Genomic DNA, 17390 nt, shown 5'->3' with positions numbered 1-17390 from the left:
CAACTCCGGATATGCGGCCGGTGCGGCCGCGAGCGAATGGTCGGCATGGAAACGACAGCCACCATCCTGCATGCCGATCTCGACGCCTTCTATGCCTCGGTCGAGCAGCTGCTCGATCCGTCGCTGCGCGGCAAGCCGATCGCGGTCGGCGGCGGCGTCGTGCTCGCCGCCTCCTACGAAGCGCGCGCCTTCGGCGTGCGTGGCGGCATGCCAGGCCGCAAGGCCCGCGAGCTCTGCCCGCAACTGATCTTCGTCGGCGGCAATTTTGGCGATTACCAGCGGCTGGGCGACGCGGCGATCAAGGTGCTCGACGATTTCACGCCCGTGGTCGAGCGCATCTCCATCGACGAGGCCTTCGCCGATGTCGCCGGCTGCACGCATCTGTTCGGTTCACCGCGGGAGATTGCCCAAAACATCCGCCGCCGCGTCCGCGCCGAACTCGGACTGCCGATCTCGATCGGCGTGGCGCGCACCAAGCATCTGGCCAAGATCGCCTCGCAGGTCGCCAAGCCCGACGGGCTGGTGGTGGTCGATCCCGGCACCGAACTGGCCTTCCTGCATGATTTGCCGGTCTCGCTGATGTGGGGCGTCGGCCCGGCGACCAAGGCGCGGCTGGCCGACATCGGCGTCGAGACCATCGGCCAGCTGGCCCGGACGCACAGCGGCGCGCTGACGCGCCTGCTCGGTCCGGCGGCCGGCGAAAAGCTCGCCGCGCTGTCTTGGAACCGCGACCCGCGAAAGCTGGAGACGAAGCGCAGGGCGCGCTCCGCGGGCGCCCAGTCGGCGCTCGGCCGCAAACCGGCCGTGGCCGACGTCTACGTGCCCACTCTGCTGCATCTGGCCGACCGTGTCGCCAGCCGGCTGCGCGCCAAGGCGCGGCCGGGCCGCACGGTGACGGTGCGCGTGCGCTTCGCCGATCTCAGCGCCGTTACCCGTTCGATCACGCTTGACCAGCCGATCTCGGCGACAACGATGCTGGCCGAGATCGCCGGCGATCTGGTGCGCGGCGTGCTCGCCGACCACCGCCGAGAGAAAACGATCTCGCTGCTGGCAATCTCGGTCTCGCATCTCGAGGAAAGCGCCGAGTTGCAGCTCGAACTGCCGCTCGGCCTCGCCGACGAGAAGCGCCGGCCCGGTACGCGCAAGGGCCTGGCGCGCTTCGGCGCCGACCGCGCCATCGACAAAATCCGCCAACGCTTCGGCAAGCAGGCGGTCGGCTACGGCACGGTTGCGCTGGAGGCGGCGCGCTCGGTGCCCGACGAGTTCAGGGAACTGGCGGAGAAGGAATTGTGAGCCGTGCCCTGAGCGCGCCAGTCGGGTGCTCATGAGCAACGTACAAGACGCCGCCATGAGGCCACCGACACACCAAGCCGAGAACACTGTTCAGCACGGCACCGATTGCGCATCGCTGCTTGACACAAATCAATGCCGTGCACCTTGGGTAGCGCTAGTTTGCCAAGTCTCATTCGACAGGATCGGATTTTTCCCAAGTTTCCCTGAAATGTGGGGATGAACCGGAGGTGAGATTATGCCGGCATTCTCGCGTTCCACCGAGGCTACTGCCACAATAGACTCCACGGCTGAGACCGTGTTCGCCTATCTCGACGACCACAGGCACCTCGGGGCTCACATGAGCGCCTCGTCCTGGATGATGCTCGGTTCGAAAATGGACTACGAGTTCGACGCAGGGAAAGCTCGTTTGGTCGGCTCCAAGTTCGGTTTCCATGGAAAAATACTTGGAATTGCACTGTCTGCGGAACAGGTGGTCACAGTCCGGATGCCTCCCAGACTGAAGGTCTGGGAGATCATCGGAACACCAAATCTCTGGGTAGTCGGCCGCTATCGGATGGGCTTTGAAATAGTACCCGAGGCGAAATGGTCCCGGCTTCGGGTCTTCATCGAATACGACCTGCCGGAAGCGGCGCCGGCCCGTTGGCTTGGCCTGATCTTTGCGAATGCATACGCACGCTGGTGCACTGGCCGGATGGCGAATGACGCAGCCCGTTATTTCAAGACGGCGGGGGCGCAGCCAGCCCCTTCGACAGGCTGAGCGAGGCGAGGGTCGGCACGGCTGCGATCCTTGATAGAACCCATCCCGATTCCATCGGGATGGAATGGATTCTGGTCCCTAGCCGGCATCGGCCGTTAGTCCCTGGTCTTTCTGGCCCGAATTGAAGCGGTTAGGTCTGCATGGGAGGCGGATCCACGTCTCGCCCCGCCCCTCACCCAACCATCCCAGCCGCCCCTTCTCGCCAGCAATGCTTGCCAAATCCCGTCATGCCGCCCATACAGCCTCTCGGGTGGATCGCCTATCCCGAGAGGTCCGCGCCCTCTCTCATTTCGCCGGGGATACTGTCCGATGTCTGCGACGCCCTACCCTTGGTCAAAGCCGTGAAGCCCTCTCCCGACACCCCGTCACTGTCGCTTGCAAGCCTCGGATGGTCGGATTTTTTCGGCGATCAGCTCGATCCGGATGAGGCGACCCTCGTCCCGACACGCATTGCCATGGTGCATCGTGACCGCCTGAGCGGCCTGTCTCAGACCGGGCAAACGGACCTGACACTGCCGCCGCAAGCCAACACCGGCGACTATGCCGTCGGCGACTGGGTGCTGGTCGAGCCGCATAGCCACCTGCTGCGGCGCCGCCTGACCCGCAAGACGGTGCTGGAGCGCCGCACCCAGGGCGGCAGGGTGCCGCAGCTTGCCGCGGCCAATGTCGACACGCTGTTCATCGTCACCTCCTGCAATGCCGATTTCAACATCGCCCGGCTCGAACGCTACCTGGCGCTGGCCAACGAGGCTGGAACGACCCCGGTGATCCTGCTGACCAAGGCCGATACCGCTGAAGACGCCGAGGCATACCAAAGGCAGGCGAGCGCGCTGCAGCGCGGATTGCCTGTCGTGACGCTGAACCCGCGCACATCGGATGCCGCGGCTGCGCTGGCCGCCTGGTGCGGCCCGGGACAGACGGTCGCGCTGGTCGGTTCCTCCGGCGTCGGCAAATCGACGCTGGTGAACACGCTGGCCGGCGCGGCGCAGCGACTGCCGCAACAGACCGCTGGCATCCGCGAGCACGATGCCAAGGGACGCCACACCACCACCGCACGATCGCTGCACGCCATTGCCGGTGGCGGCTGGGTGATCGACACGCCGGGAATGCGCACGCTGCATGTCAGCGACGTAGCCTCCGGCATCGACACGCTGTTCGCCGAAATCACCGAGCTTGCCCCGCTGTGCAAGTTCCGCGACTGCACCCATGTCCACGAACCGGGCTGCGCAGTGCAGGCTGCCCTGAAGGCTGGTACGCTCGATCCCGAGCGCCTCGCCCGCTGGCGAAAACTGTCCGACGAAAACCAGCACAACACGCCGGTTCAGAGCGGGCCCCGCGGCGGCAAGTCTCCCGCCGTGCGCGGCAAGCGGCGCTGAACGACCGTCCTACTGCCTACTGCCTACTGCCCTTAGAGCCGCGCCGTGCCGAAAACCCGATCCCACAAGGCTGACGTCACGCCGAAATTGGCCGTTTCGTCGACATGGTGGTGCACGGCGTGGCGGCGCTTGAGCGTGTAGAGATAGCTCGGATGGGTGGGATGCCAGTGATGGATCATGTGGTGGATGCTGATGTACCAGAGGTAGCCCAGCATCAGCCCGCAACTGGCCGCGCTCGCGGTAGCGAAATCCGACACCATCCATACCGGCAAAAACGCCACCAGCGCATGCACCCCGAGGCTGAGCCAGGTCGGCGTCCCCACCGAACTGCGCTCCTCGACATGGTGGCGGTCATGCAAGTCCCTGATGTAGGGGATGTGATGAAGGACGAACCTGTGCAGGACGTATTCGATCAACGTCCACAGGCCAAGACAGGCGAGAACCGTGCCCATCCAGCCTGGCGCACTCTCTTCGCCGGCCTCGATCAGGCCGGCCACCGCCAGCACGGCGATCACCAGCGGATAGACCACGAAGTCGCTGTAGTAGCCAATAAGACCGAGTTGCATCCGAGACGCCTCACCTAGCTTTCGGTGCCGCCAACAGAAGATGGCATCAGATTGCCAGCCCGGCGGCTGAGGAGCAATGCAGGTGCACCTGACATAGCATCGCAGTCACCCGGCGCAAGCCCACGCCAAAGGATTTGCGGGGACAGTCGGCGCTGTGAGGGCCGGATCGTATTGTTATCCGGCAAACCGCGCCGGCGTCCACGCCCCGCCCGCCGCGCTCGAATCCACAGCCGCCGCGACGAACTTCACGCCGCGCGCGCCGTCGACGACATCGGGCACCTGCGCCGCGCGGACCGGATCGACCACGCCGCCCGAGCGATGGGCGCGGATGATGTCGGCGGCGTCGCGATAGAAATTGGCGAAGGCCTCGATATAGCCCTCGGGATGCGCCGCCGGCATGCGCGACACGCGCCGGCTTTCCTCAGTCGAGCCATGGCCGCCGCGCACCAGCGTGCGGGTTTCCTCGCCATAGCGGGAGAAGCGCAGTTCCTCCGGCCGCGCGCCCGACCATTCGAGCCCCGCCTTGTCGCCATAGATGCGCACCGAGAGATCGTTGTAGTGGCCGGGCGATGTCTGGCTGGCCAGGATCGTGCCGCGTGCGCCGCCCGTCCAGCGCATCATCACATGCGCGTTATCGTCGAGCCGGCGCCCCGGCACGGCGGTAAACAGGTCGGCCGACACCGCCTCGGCCTCGCAGCCCGAGATGAAGCTCGCCAGGTTGAAGGCATGCACGCCGATATCGGCCAGCACCGCCGACTGCCCAGCGCGTGCCGGATCCGTGCGCCATTCCGCCTGCTTCTGGCCCTCGGCGTCGATCGGCCTAGTCAGCCAGTCCTGGATGTAGGCGCCGTGCACGGACACGATCCGTCCAAGCTCGCCCGCCTCCACCATCTCGCGCGCCTGCCGCACCATGGCGTAGCCGGTGTTGTTGAGGGTGACGACGAAGCGGCGCTTTCTCGCCCGCGCCAGCGCCACCAGTGCCTCCGCGTCGGCCAGTGTCGTCGACAGCGGCTTGTCGCAGATCACGTCGATGCCGGCCTCGAGGAAGGCGGTGGCGATCGGCGCGTGCAGATGGTTGGGCGTGACGATGACGACGGCTTCGATGCCGTCCGGCCGCGCCGCTTCCGCCCGTGCCATCACGCGATAGTCGGCATAGCTGCGCTCCGGCGCGATGCCGATCTCGGCGGCCGAGGCGGCGGCGTTGTCGGGATCCGAGGACAGCGCGCCGGCCACCAGCGCGATCTGGTCGTCAAGGCGCATGGCCAACCGGTGCACGGCGCCTATGAAGGCGTTGCGCCCGCCGCCGACCATGCCGACCCTCAGGCGCTTGCGCGCCGATCCGTCCGATGTTGCATAGACCATTTTCAAACTCCTCCACCTATCGCTTCGTCATCCTGGGGCGGAGCAAGGAGCGCAGCGACGCGGAGACCCCAGGATCCATGCCGTGGCTTCAAGGCGTTGTGGCCGTGCAGAATCTTCTCTTCCGCCGCATTCCTCGACAGCCGTCGCGGCATGGATCCTAGGGTCTCCGCGACGGAGCTACGCTCCTGCTTCGCCCTAGGATGACGACGTCAGAAGGGCTTTCGCCAACCCTGCGTACGGCGACAACAGTATTCTCCAATCCACCTTCCGCGCTACCAAGCCCCCTACCACTTTCGAACAGGATTTCCAATTTCCATATTGTAAAACGATCGTATCGCGCTAGCCTGAAATCATGAGTGGGGCGCGCAAATCATCGGGACGATCGGCTGCCGACGAGGCGGCGACCCGCAAACGCGGACGCTCGCTTGCCGCCCTCGGCTACATCAAGCCGCAAACCTATGAGGAACTGCGCGCGGTGCTGTCGTCCGGCACCGTGCATTTCCCCAAGCGGCTGCGCCAGGTCGCGATCTTCCTGTGGCAGCATCCAAGCGACGTCGCGCTCGGCACCATCGCCCAGGTGGCCGAACAGGCCGGCGTGCAGCCGTCGACGCTGGTGCGCTTTGCCCAGATCTTCGGTTATTCCGGCTTTTCCGATTTCCAGGGCCTGTTCAAGGACCACGTCAAGGGGTCCTGGCCGGAAGGACGCGGCCAGGAACGGACGGCGGCCGAGCCCAATGCCGACCTGCATTTCCTGCACGGCATGGTCGGCGCCTCGCAGGCCTCGCTTGGCCGTATCGAGAGCGGCTTCGACGTCGAGAGCTTCGAGAAGATGGTGGCGCTGCTGGCGGGCGCCGACCTGATCTATGTCATCGGCTCCAAGCGCGCCTTTCCGGTCACCACCTATCTGTCGCTGACGCTCTCGCAGCAAGGCGTGCGCAATGTGCTGGTCGACAATGTCGGCTCCACCGCGCTCGACCAGGTCGGCTGCATCGGCAGGCAGGATGCCGTGCTGGCGGTCTCCTTCAGCCCCTACAATTCGATCACGCCCGACCTCGTCGCGGTGGCACATGAACGCAATGCCCGCATCGTCACCATCACCGACAGCACCTTCAGCCCGCTGATCAAGCTGTCGGACAGCTGGCTGGAGGTGGTGGAGTCCGACTTTGCCGGCTTCCGTTCGCTGGCCGCGTCGCTGGCCGTCGGCATGGCACTGGTCCATGGCGTCGTCGCGCGCCGCGGCACATGAGGCGCTGCTGGCACAATTGACTATCGGGAATTACCGTTCCATATTTGGAAAAATAGAAACTTTGTTCCGGGAGGAGGAATGGAGCTTCATCTTCAAGGCAAGGTCGTGCTGGTCACCGGCGCGACACAAGGCATCGGCCGCGCGATCGCCGAGACGCTGGCGCGCTCCGGTGCCGCTGGCCTTCTGGTCACCGGCCGCGAGAAGGCGCGCGGCGACGCGGTGGCGGCGGAGCTTTCGCGGCTCGGTACGCCGACACTCTTCGTCGCCGCCGATCTGGGGGACCCCACAGCGCCCGCCCTGCTGGCACAAGCCTGCATCGAGCGCTTCGGCCGCATCGACGGTCTCGTCAACGCCGCCGGACTGACCGACCGCGCCTCCTTCCTCGATGCCAGCCTCGACGACTGGGCGTCGCTGTTCGCCGTCAACGCGCGCGCGCCGTTCTTCCTGATGCAGGCTGCCATCGCCGACATGAGGAAGCGTGGGGAGCCCGGCGCCATCGTCAACATCCTGTCGATCAACGCCCATTGCGGCTCGCCCGAGCTTGCCGTCTATTCCGCCACCAAGGGCGCGCTCGCCACGCTGACCAAGAATGCCGCCAACGCCCACCGCTTCGACCGCATCCGCGTCAACGGCATCAATGTCGGCTGGACCGACACACCGGCTGAACGCATCATGCAGGCCGAGAAGCTGGGCAATGGTCCCGGCTGGCTCGATGCGGCAAACGCCGCGCAGCCTTTCGGCCGGCTGCTGACGCCAAGCGACGTCGCCAACCTTGCCGTCTTCCTGCTGTCCGACGCGGCCGGCCCGATGACCGGCGCCGTGATCGACCAGGAGCAGTCGGTGATCGGGGCGAACCGGTGATCGGTGCTTCCGCATCGCTGGAAACCCTCGGGCCGGCATTGCTCGACCGGTTGCCTGCCGCTGTCCAGAAGCCATCCTATGACCGCGCGGCGCTGGCGCCCGGCATGGCGCATCTCGGCGTCGGCGCCTTCCACCGCTGCCACCAGGCCGAATACACCGACGATCTGCTCTCGCTCCGGTTCGACCGCTGGGGCGTGGTCGGCATCAACATCCGGCCACCCAGCCTCGCCGACACGCTTGGCCGGCAAGGCGGGCTCTACACAAGGCTGATCCGCGAAGACCAACGCATGGAGGCACGCGTCATCGGCAGCATCGTCAAGGTGGTCGACAGCCAGTCCAGTGCCGTCCCCGCGCTCGACGTGCTCTCCTCACCCGACATCGAACTGGTGACGATGACGGTGACCGAGAAGGGCTATTGCCACATCCCGTCGAGCGGCGAACTCGATCTCGACCATCCCGACATCGTTCATGATCTCGCCAGCCCCGAGACACCGCGCAGCGTGCCCGGCATCCTCGCGAGGGCGCTGGAACTGCGCCGGGCCACGCACGGCCAGCCGCTGACGCTGCTGTCCTGCGACAACATCCCGACCAACGGCGTCATCCTGGCCAATGTCGTGCAGGCCTTTGCCAAGCGGCGCGGCAATGGCCTTGCCGACTGGATATCGGCCAACGCCGCCTTCCCTTCGGCCATGGTCGACCGCATCGCGCCGGCGGTCACGCAGGCCGACCTCGACAGCGTCGAGCAGCGTTTCGGCTACCGCGATGCAGCCGTCGTCGTCGGCGAGCCGTTCCGGCAGTGGGTCATCGAGCAGAAATTCGCCGGCCGCACGCCGCGCTGGGACCTGGTCGGCGCCAGTTTCGTGGATGATGTCACGCCGTACGAGCATCTCAAGATGCGGGTGCTCAATGGCGCCCAGACGACGCTCGCCACGCTCGGCGTGCTGGCCGGGCTCGAACACACATTCGATGCCATCGCCGATCCGCTGCTGGCGGATTTCGTCCGCCGCATGCTTGTCGAAGAGACGCTGCCGACGCTGACGCCGGTGCCCGGCGTTTCACCGCTGGCCTATGTCGAGCAGAGCCTCGGCCGGTTGCGCAACACCGCGATCCGCCACCGCAACCACCAGATCGCCACCGACGGTTCGCAGAAGATCGTGCAGCGCCTGCTCAACCCGATCCGCGACCGGCTGCGCCAGGGCGAAAGCATCGCGCTGCTGTCGGTGCCGGTCGCCGGCTGGATGGCCTATCTGATCCAGGCTTCGGCACGGTTCGGCACACGCTGGCCGGTTTCGGACCCCTATGCCGGCAAGGTCGCTGATATCGCCGACGCGACCGGCCACGACGCGAAGGCACTGGCCGCCGGCATCCTTGCCATCGACACCATTTTCGACCCCGGCCTCGCCGCGAACGAGACGTTCCGCGGGGCCGTCACCTCAGCGCTCGACGGGCTGCTTTCGAACGATCCGATGGCAGCCGTCAGGCATAGTCTGAAACAGGGCGAGGCCGCACGGTTGAAGCCGCCCTCACAATCGGCATTATCGGTATCGGCCGTGAATTCACGACAAGGGGAGGCACGATGAAACTTGGAGTGCTCACCGCGCCATTCGCGCAGACGCCGCTTGGCGAGGTCGCCAGCTGGGCAAGTGGTGCCGGCTTCGAGGCGCTGGAAATCGCCTGCTGGCCGAAATCATCGGGCGCCAGCCGCCGCTATGCCGGCACCAGCCATATCGACGCCGCCTCGACTTCCGCCACGCAGGCGAAGGAGATCGTCGCCTCGCTGGCGGCGAAGAACCTGTCAGTCTCGGGCCTCGGCTACTATCCCAATCCGCTTCACCCGGACGCCGCCCACCGCGAGGCGGTGATCGGCCATTTGAAGAAGGTGATCGTGCTGGCCGCCACTATGGGCGTGCCTGTCGTCAACACCTTCTGCGGCGGCGACGCCTCGAAAACCGTCGACGTCAACTGGCAGGAGGCGCTCAAGGTCTGGCCCGAAATTGTCGCCCATGCGCGCGACCATGGCGTCAAGCTCGCCTTCGAGAACTGCCCGATGATCTTCAGCCAGGACGAGTGGCCGGGCGGCCACAACATCGCCTATTCGCCGCAGGTCTGGCGCCGCATCCTCGAAGCCTGGGGCGGCGAAGTCGGCATGAATTTCGACCCCTCGCATCTGGTCTGGCAGATGATCGACCAGGCCCGCTTCATCCGGGAATTCGGCCCCTACATGCTGCATGCCCACGCCAAGGACCTGATGATTGATCATGATGGACTCTATGAGCGCGGAATCCTTTCGGCTGGCATAGGCTGGCAGGTGCCGCGAATGCCGGGGCTCGGCGATGTCGACTGGAATGGCTTCTTCTCCGGCCTCTACCGGGCCGGCTATGACGGCCCCATCATCATCGAGCACGAGGACCGGCGGTTCGAAGGCAGCGACGATCAGGTGAAGCGGGGATTCCTGCTCGCCCGCGATGTGTTGCGTCCCTTCGTCAAGTGACGGCGGATATGCATGTCGCCCAAAAGTGCATTGCGGTTTTGGGACAACGACATGGGTGAGGAAAACGCATGTCGGCGACGACATGGGGAGGACAACGACTTGAATACGGCGCCTGACTCTCTTTCTAAGCGACGCGCTTCAACGACTTGGAATTGAAACTGAAAATCAATGTGGAGGAAGTCTGAAATGAAGAAATACCTGACCATGGTCCCGCTGCTTGCCGGCGCGGCCTTTATGGCTTCGGTGGGCGCCTCGTCCGCCGCGGGCAAATACACGATTGGCATCTCCAATACCGTGCAGGGCAATGGCTGGCGCGAGGAGATGGTCTGCGCCATGAAGGCGCAGGCGCTGGCCTCCGGCGAAGTCGCCAAGCTCAACATCGCCCACCGCAACACCGACGCGGCCGGCCAGCTGGAAGACATCCGCAACCTGATCAGCGCCAAGGTAGACGCCATCGTCGTCAACCCGGCCGATCCGGCCGGCATCAAGGCTGGCCTCGAGGAAGCCACCAAGGCCGGCATCGTCGTCGTCGCCGTCGACCAGGCGGTCACCGAACCGTCGGCCTACATCATCTCCAACAACCAGGAGCAATACGCCTATCTCGGCGCCAAGTGGCTGTTCCAGCAGATGGGCGGCAAGGGCGAGGTGTTCTACATGCGTGGTGCCGCCGGCGCGTCCGCCGACAGCGACCGCGACAAGGGCTTCAAGAAGGCGCTGGCCGAATTCCCCGATGTGAAGGTGGCGCAGGAGGTGTTCACCGGCTGGCAGCAGGACCAGGCCAAGCAGCAGATCCTCTCCTTCCTGTCGACGGGAACGCCGATCAACGGCATCTGGACCTCCGGCATCGACAACGTCATCGTCGACGCGCTGGTGGAATCGCAGGCGCCGCTGGTGCCGATCGTCGGCGCCGACAATGCCGGCTTCGTCGGCCAGCTCAGCTCGGTCAAGGGCCTCGTCGGCGCGGCGGTGACCAATCCCGGCTCGATCGGCGGTGCCGGCGTGACGCTCGCGCTGCAGATCCTCGACGGCAAGAAGCCGGCACAGCAGACCGTGCTGGTCGAGCCGCAGCTGTGGGAGAACGCCACCGAGGAAGGCAAGGCCAAGCTGAAGGCGGCGGCCGACCCGTCGCTGAGCCCCGAATGGCCAGTGTCGATCTCGATCCCGGACTGGACCACCTACACCAAGGACCAGATCGTGGCGTGCAAGGGCCCGGGCGAGTAAGTCTCGATATCCCCTGCCTTAGAAGGGTTGGGGATATCACATATGGCAAAGGCCCCCTCACCCGGATTGCCAACCGAATTGCAAAGGGCAATTCGGGGCAATCCGACCTCTCCCCGAGGGGAGAGGAGGGAGCCGGCACAAGCGCCAACCTCTTCTCCCCCACGGGGAGAAGGTGGACGCGAAGCGGCCGGATGAGGGGGCCTCTCCACACGCGATAACCCTGCCTCATGAATCGAGAACAACCCGATTTGACCAGCACCCCCCTCCTCGACGCGTCAGGCGTCGCCAAGAATTACGGCGCGGTGGCAGCGCTGCGCAACGCGTCGCTGTCGGTGCTGCCGGGCGAAGTTCATGCGCTGATGGGCGCCAATGGCGCCGGCAAGTCGACGCTGGTGAAGATCCTGACCGGCGCGGTTCCTGCCTCCGCCGGGCGCATCCTGATCCGTGGCGAGGCGCGCGACGTGCGCTCGCCCGCCGCCGCGCGCCGCGCCGGGCTGCTGCCCGTCTACCAGGAGCCGTCGCTGATTCCCGATCTCGACGTGCTCTCCAACCTGCGCCTCACCGGCACGCCGGTCGAGCCGTTCCGCGCCTGGGTGCGTGAACTCGGCATTCCCGACCTCGACATCCGCGACACCGCGCGCGACATTCCGCTGGCCGTGCTGCGCGTGCTCGATCTCGCCCGCGCGCTGGCCGTCGAGCCCGACGTGCTGCTGCTTGACGAGATGACCGCGGCCCTGCCCGCCAATCTTGCCGAAAAGGTGCTGGAAGTCGTGCGCCGCCAGGGCGACAGCGGCCGCGCCGTGATCTTCATCTCGCACCGCTTCGTCGAGATCTCGGCGCTGTGCGACCGCGCCACCGTGCTGCGCGACGGCGAGACCGTCGGCGTCGTCGACATCGTGCCCGGCGTGGAGGAAAAGATCGTCGAGCTGATGCTCGGCGCCCGCATCGTCAAGACCCATGTCGCGGCGCGCAGCACCAGTCAGGCCGCAGCGACCGCCGCCAGCCGCCCGCGCCTCGGCGTTCGCAATCTGCGCGTCGGCACCAAGCTCAACGACGTCTCCTTCGATCTGGCTGACGGTGAAGTCGCCGGCGTCGTCGCGCTCGAAGGCCAGGGCCAGGACGAATTGTTCGCCGCCCTTGCCGGCTCGATCCGACCATCCGGCGGCACAATAGAGGTCGACAGCCAGCCGGTGAAATTCACGCATCCGATCGACGCCATCCGCGCCGGCCTCGCCTATGTGCCGGGCGACCGCGCCGAGGCGCTCGCCATGCAGCGCTCGGTGCGCGAGAACATCGCCCTGCCCTTCAGCGCCGCGCTCCGCAACTGGGGCCCGATCAACATGCGCCAGGAGCGCGCCAAAGTGGTCAGCGCCATCGAGCGGCTGCGGATCGACACCCGCGCGCAAGGGGAAGTGCAGCGCCTGTCCGGCGGCAACCAGCAGAAGGTGACCATCGCCCGCTGGATCGCGGCCGACGCGCGCACCATCCTGTGCTTCGACCCGACGCGCGGCATCGATGTCGGCACCAAGCAGGAAATCTACAAGCTGCTGCGCGAGCTCGCCGGCAACGGCAAGTCGGTGCTGTTCTACACCTCCGAACTCGAAGAGGTGCAGCGTGTCTGCGACCGCGTCATCGTCATCTTCGGCGGCCGCGTCGTCGATATCTTTCCGGTCGAGGAGGCCGATGAACCGGCGCTGATGCGCGCCGCCTACGGCCTGCCGCGCGGCGCCAAGGCGGATATCGGCATTCTGGCCGATCCCCACTCTTCTTCCCCGGAAACCTCGAACGCTTCGACCGCGCCGGGGGCTACTCCATGAGCCACTTCCTGCGCCGCCGGGCTGGGTCGCCGGCCTGTTCGCCCTCTTCGTCGTCCTGTTCGTCATCACCAGGCTGATCCAGCCGGCCTATGGCAGTGGCGATTTCGGCTCGCTGGTGCGCGCCGTCTTGCCCTACGCTTTCGCGGTGGCCGCCCAGACCGTCGTCGTCATCGCCGGCGGCATCGACCTGTCGGTCGCCGCCATGATGGCGCTGACCAGCGTCACCGCCGCCTCGATGATGAATGGTGCCTCGGAGGAATACGCGCTGTTCGTGGTGCCCTTCGTGCTGGCCATGGGTTTGGTGATCGGCGCCGTCAACGGCCTGCTGATCGTCGTCACCCGCGTGCCCGACATCGTCGTCACGCTCGCCACTTTGTTCGTGCTGCAGGGCGCTGCCCTGCTGGTGCTCGACGCGCCGGGCGGTGCGGCCGCCGAATGGCTGAAGGCGCTGATCTCGGGCACCGTGCCGATACCGGGCCTGCCCGACGGCATCGACGCCTGGATCCCGAAGGCGCTGCTGCTGCTCATCATCTGCATCTGCATCATCTGGATCCCGCTCCGGCGCTCAAAGCTCGGCCTCTCCATCTACGCCATCGGCTCGAGCGAGCTGGCGGCGTTCCGCAGCGGCGTGCCAGTCGCCCGCACCCGCATCATCGCCTATGCGCTGTCTGGCCTGTTCGCCGCTTTTGGCGGGCTGGCGCTGACCATGAGCACCGGCATCGGCGCCCCCATCCCCGGCCCCTATCTGCTCGCCAGCGTCGCGGCGGTGGTGCTGGGCGGCGTGGCGCTCGGCGGCGGCAAGGGCGGCCTGCTCGGCCCCATCGTCGCCGTCTTCGTGCTGCGCCTGGTGCGCACCGACCTGACGCTGCTCGCTATCGACCCCAACGTCACCGCCATCATCGAAGGCGCCATCATGGTCGCCGTGGTGATGTTCGGCGCCTTCATCACCATGAGGGGGCGGCAACAATGAGGGTGGCAAAGCAGCATGAAGTTGGCGTTCTACGGCGCCCCCCTTTGTCCTGCCGGACATCTCCCCCACAAGGGGGAGATCGGATGTCATCACGGCTTTTGCCAATCTGCAAAGGCGCAAGAAGGGCGCCGGCGCCAAAGCTGCCAATCTCCCCACCCGTGGGGGAGATGGCCGGCAGGCCAGAGAGGGGCGCCGTGGAGCACAATCCTCCCAGCACATCGAGCAAACCCCATGAGCACCACCGCGATCACGCCATCGCCCGTCCCCCTCGGCCGCCGCGTAAAACGCTTCATGGCCGACCGGCCGCTGATCCCGCTGATCATCCTGCTCGTCATCCTGGTGGTGATCCTGCAGATCCTGCGCCCCGGCATCGTCAACGAGCGCTGGATCGCCAACACCATCAAGTTCGCCATTCCCTTGGCGATCCTCGCCGGCTGCCAGACCATGACCATGCTGACCGGCGGCATCGACCTGTCGGTCGGCACGGTGGCGACGATGAGCGCGTTCATCATGGCCACGCAAGTGGTCAACCAGGACCCGGCGGTGGCCTTCCTGCTGGCGATGATGCCGGCGGTGCTGATCGGCCTCGTCAACGGCATCGGCGTCGGCGTCTTCCGCGTCCACCCGCTGATCATGACGCTGGGTACCAGCCTGATCGGCACCGGCTGCCTGCAGGTCTACCAGCGCACGGTAATTGCCTCGGGCGCCAAGATCCCCGACTTCCTCGCCTGGCTCGGCACCGGGCTGAGCTGGGGCATCCCCAACGCCCTGCTGCTGTTCGTGCCGCTGGCCGCCCTCATCGTCTTCACGCTCAGCCGCACCGGCTTCGGCCGCCTGCTCTACGCCGTCGGCGACAATGAGCATGCCACGCGCCTGTCCGGCGTGCGCTACTGGCAGGTGATATCGGCGCTCTACATCATCTCCAGCCTGCTCGCCGGCATCACCGGCCTGCTCTATATCGGCCTGATCAAGGCCCCCTCTCTGTCGCTCGCCGAACCGCTGGTACTGCCCTCGGTGGCCGCCGCCGTGATCGGCGGCACCTCGATCTTCGGCGGCCGCGGCGGCTACACCGGCACCATCATCGGCGCCCTCATCCTCACCGTGCTGACGACCCTGCTGACCATCCTGCAAATGCCCGAAGGGGCAAGGCGGATCCTGTTCGGGCTGATCGTGCTGTTCGTCACGGCGGCGTATTTGCGGATTGTGGAGGAGCGGTAGGGGGCCGAATGAAGGGCTGGTTTTGAGCCAGGCCGCCGCGAACGGCATCTCCGTCGCTCGGCGCGCGAGACCCTGATAGCTGCCTTCCGTTCAGGCAGCGCCAACTGAGCAGCAACGAGTGTTGGACTGCCCGCTCTCTGACAAGGCCGCGGTCAGACCGACACTCTGGCCGCGGCCTTCATCCGCTCTTGAAAGACCTCTTGCAACCGGGTCAGGAAGGCCCGCACGGCGGGGTTGGTGCGGCGGCTTTCCGGCCAGAGCGCGGTGATATTGTGCCGCTCGACGGCGAATTCGGACAGCACCGGGACCAGTTCGCCACGCGCCACATAGGGCGCCGCGATAAAGGTCGCGCTGATGCCGATCCCACCGCCGGCCACGAGTGTCGCGACCAGCGCATCGCTCACGTCGACGACGAGGCCGGACCGCGGCACGATCTCGATCACCCGGTCGCCGATCCGAAAAGGCCAGCGCAAGGCTTGGCCCGTGCTCTGGTAGCGAAGGTTGACGGTGTCGTGCCCCTCCAACTCGTCCGGGTGCATCGGGGTGCCACGCGCTGCCAGATAGGCTGGCGAAGCGAAGGCGCAGAGCCGATGCGGTGCGAGCCGGCACGACAACAACCGCGAGTCCGCGAGGTCGCCAATGCGTACCGCGATGTCGATCCCCTGCTCGATGATATCTACGATCTGGTCGTTCAGCCGCAGATCGACCATCACCTTGGGGTAGAGCTTGCGGAACGACGGCAGCGCGGGCGCTATCACATGGACGCCGATCGGCAACGGCGCTGCTATCCGCAAGGTACCCGACGGCTCTGAGCGCGCCGTCATCGCCGCCTGCTCGATCTCTTCCGCGTCGCGCAGCAGTCTGAGCGCGCGCTCATGCAGCTCGCGGCCCTCTGGCGTGAGCGTCAGCGAGCGGGTCGTGCGGGTGAAGAGCGAAATGCCCAGATGCTGCTCGAGCCGCTGCACGCTCTTGCTGACGGCCGAGGGCGAGATCGACAGGGACCGGGCGGCGGCGGTGTAGCTTCCCATCGACCCAGCGCGCGCGAAAGCGATCAAGCCGGTCAATCGTTCGAAAGCCATTTGTTCCTTCATGGCATTATTGAAACGAAATTGGCTGCAATTATCAACCCCATAGTGACGGCATATATGACCGCTGGAGCAATGATGCGTTCTCGCGGAGATTCTAGTGAGCGATATGATGAAGGCGATCCGATTACATGCATTCGGCGGTCCCGAGGTGCTGCGCTACGAGGATGCGCCGAAACCTGAGCTGAAGGCGGGCGAGGTGCTCGTCCGCGTTCACGCGATCGGTATCAATCCCCCCGACTGGTATCTGCGCGACGGGTACAAGATGCTCCCTCCCGAGTGGCAACCGCAGGTGTCGTTCCCCGTCATTCTGGGAACAGACATATCGGGCGTTGTCGAGGCGATCGCTGACGATGTTGAGAATTTCTCCGTCGGAGACGAAGTGTATTCAATGGTTCGCTTCCCCGTGGGCCTTGCGGGGGACAGCAAGGCTTATGCCGAGTACGTCAGCGCGCCAGCGTCGGATGTCGCGCTCAAACCGACCGGCATCGATCATGTGCATGCCGCTGGAGCACCGATGTCGCTGCTCACCGCGTGGCAGTTCCTGGTGGAGTTGGGGCACAATGAGCCGAACCCGCTTCAGCCGAACCAGCATGAGCCGGTGCCGCTCGAGGGGAAGACCGTCCTCGTAAACGGCGCCGCAGGCGGTGTGGGGCACTTCGCGGTGCAGATAGCGAAGCTGAAAGGTGCGCACGTCATCGCCGTGGCATCGGCTAAACATGAGTCACTTCTGCGCGATCTCGGTGCTGGCGAGTTCATTGACTACACAAAAACGCCTCCCGAGAACCTGGCGCATGACATTGATCTTGTCATCGACGCCCTCGGCGGACCGAGCACCGGTCGTTTCCTGCGCACGCTGAAGCGCGGCGGCGCATTGTTCCCAGTGTTTCCCCTGGGCTTCTCCGGTGCCGAGGAGGCCGAGAGGCTGGGCGTCACGGTTTCGGCTACCCAGGTCCGTTCGAGCGAGGCTCAGTTGAGGGAAGTCGCCCATTTGCTCGATGACGGGACAATTCGCGTCGTCCTGGACAGCATCTATCCGCTCGCCGACGCTCGCAAGGCGCACGAGCGGGCGGCCCAAGGGCACATTCAAGGCAAGATCGTGCTCAACGTGGATTGAAGGCCGAAGC

The 17390-nt window shown here is 65.9% G+C and carries 15 protein-coding genes; 12 read left to right on the top strand and 3 right to left on the bottom strand.

All coding sequences use genetic code 11. The annotated features are described in order from the left end of the window. Positions 1-45 precede the first annotated feature (45 nt). The 3 genes from dinB (at position 46) to rsgA (ending at position 3426) form a co-directional block, all read left to right on the top strand. Positions 46-1293 carry a DNA polymerase IV gene (gene dinB / locus AC56QQ_RS13285; protein WP_497127776.1) on the top strand — a complete coding sequence of 416 codons (1248 nt, stop codon included), beginning with the start codon at positions 46-48 and terminating at the stop codon, positions 1291-1293. A 235-nt stretch (positions 1294-1528) separates the two neighbouring features. After that, positions 1529-2050 (top strand): SRPBCC family protein, encoded by a 522-nt coding sequence (locus tag AC56QQ_RS13280; RefSeq protein WP_497127775.1) that lies wholly within the window; start codon positions 1529-1531, stop codon positions 2048-2050. A gap of 329 nt (positions 2051-2379) precedes the next feature. Next, positions 2380-3426: a ribosome small subunit-dependent GTPase A gene (gene rsgA, locus AC56QQ_RS13275; RefSeq protein ID WP_497127772.1), complete on the top strand. Its 1047-nt coding sequence runs from the start codon at positions 2380-2382 to the stop codon at positions 3424-3426. 32 nt (positions 3427-3458) lie between these two features. On the opposite strand, the gene AC56QQ_RS13270 is transcribed toward rsgA, so the two are convergent. Continuing rightward, complete coding sequence (locus AC56QQ_RS13270; protein ID WP_489862303.1) at positions 3459-3992, bottom strand: sterol desaturase family protein; 534 nt, start codon at positions 3990-3992, stop codon at positions 3459-3461. A 174-nt stretch (positions 3993-4166) separates the two neighbouring features. Next, complete coding sequence (locus AC56QQ_RS13265) at positions 4167-5354, bottom strand: Gfo/Idh/MocA family protein (RefSeq protein WP_497127770.1); 1188 nt, start codon at positions 5352-5354, stop codon at positions 4167-4169. Between the two features lie 352 nt (positions 5355-5706). On the opposite strand from AC56QQ_RS13265, the gene AC56QQ_RS13260 reads away from it, so the two are divergent. The 8 genes from AC56QQ_RS13260 to AC56QQ_RS13225 all read left to right on the top strand — a co-directional run bounded on the left by AC56QQ_RS13260 (position 5707) and on the right by AC56QQ_RS13225 (position 15178). Further along, entirely contained in the window at positions 5707-6600 is an 894-nt protein-coding gene (locus tag AC56QQ_RS13260; protein WP_489862305.1) for a MurR/RpiR family transcriptional regulator, read from the top strand. A 78-nt stretch (positions 6601-6678) separates the two neighbouring features. Continuing rightward, a complete protein-coding gene (locus AC56QQ_RS13255) occupies positions 6679-7461 on the top strand; it encodes an SDR family oxidoreductase (protein ID WP_497127768.1) in 783 nt (260 codons plus the stop codon). Continuing rightward, on the top strand, positions 7458-9041 hold the full coding sequence (locus AC56QQ_RS13250) for a mannitol dehydrogenase family protein (protein WP_497127766.1): 1584 nt from the start codon (positions 7458-7460) through the stop codon (positions 9039-9041). Before AC56QQ_RS13255 ends, AC56QQ_RS13250 begins: the two co-directional genes overlap by 4 nt. Continuing rightward, entirely contained in the window at positions 9038-9952 is a 915-nt protein-coding gene (locus tag AC56QQ_RS13245; RefSeq protein WP_497127764.1) for a sugar phosphate isomerase/epimerase family protein, read from the top strand. The genes AC56QQ_RS13250 and AC56QQ_RS13245 overlap by 4 nt, the downstream gene beginning before the upstream one ends. A 186-nt stretch (positions 9953-10138) precedes the next feature. Beyond that, positions 10139-11173 carry an ABC transporter substrate-binding protein gene (locus tag AC56QQ_RS13240; RefSeq protein ID WP_497127761.1) on the top strand — a complete coding sequence of 345 codons (1035 nt, stop codon included), beginning with the start codon at positions 10139-10141 and terminating at the stop codon, positions 11171-11173. A 248-nt stretch (positions 11174-11421) separates the two neighbouring features. Then, positions 11422-12990, top strand: a complete 1569-nt coding sequence (locus tag AC56QQ_RS13235) for a sugar ABC transporter ATP-binding protein (protein WP_497127759.1) — start codon at positions 11422-11424, stop codon at positions 12988-12990. Positions 12991-13117: 127 nt separating this feature from the next. Beyond that, complete coding sequence (locus AC56QQ_RS13230; RefSeq protein ID WP_497127757.1) at positions 13118-13960, top strand: ABC transporter permease; 843 nt, start codon at positions 13118-13120, stop codon at positions 13958-13960. A gap of 231 nt (positions 13961-14191) precedes the next feature. Beyond that, positions 14192-15178: an ABC transporter permease gene (locus AC56QQ_RS13225; RefSeq protein ID WP_497127755.1), complete on the top strand. Its 987-nt coding sequence runs from the start codon at positions 14192-14194 to the stop codon at positions 15176-15178. Positions 15179-15330: 152 nt separating this feature from the next. On the opposite strand, the gene AC56QQ_RS13220 is transcribed toward AC56QQ_RS13225, so the two are convergent. After that, positions 15331-16269 (bottom strand): LysR family transcriptional regulator, encoded by a 939-nt coding sequence (locus AC56QQ_RS13220; protein ID WP_497127753.1) that lies wholly within the window; start codon positions 16267-16269, stop codon positions 15331-15333. A 103-nt stretch (positions 16270-16372) separates the two neighbouring features. Here AC56QQ_RS13220 and AC56QQ_RS13215 point away from each other — a divergent pair, with 103 nt between their 5' ends. Then, the gene (locus tag AC56QQ_RS13215; RefSeq protein WP_497128985.1) at positions 16373-17380 is read left to right on the top strand and encodes an NADP-dependent oxidoreductase; all 1008 of its coding nucleotides are present in this window, start codon (positions 16373-16375) and stop codon (positions 17378-17380) included. Positions 17381-17390 lie beyond the last annotated feature (10 nt).

The sequence above is a fragment of the Mesorhizobium sp. RCAM 05099 genome, from assembly GCF_059683685.1.
Note: the sequence above shows the minus strand (reverse complement) of the source record. Positions and strands in the feature narration are given on the sequence as shown.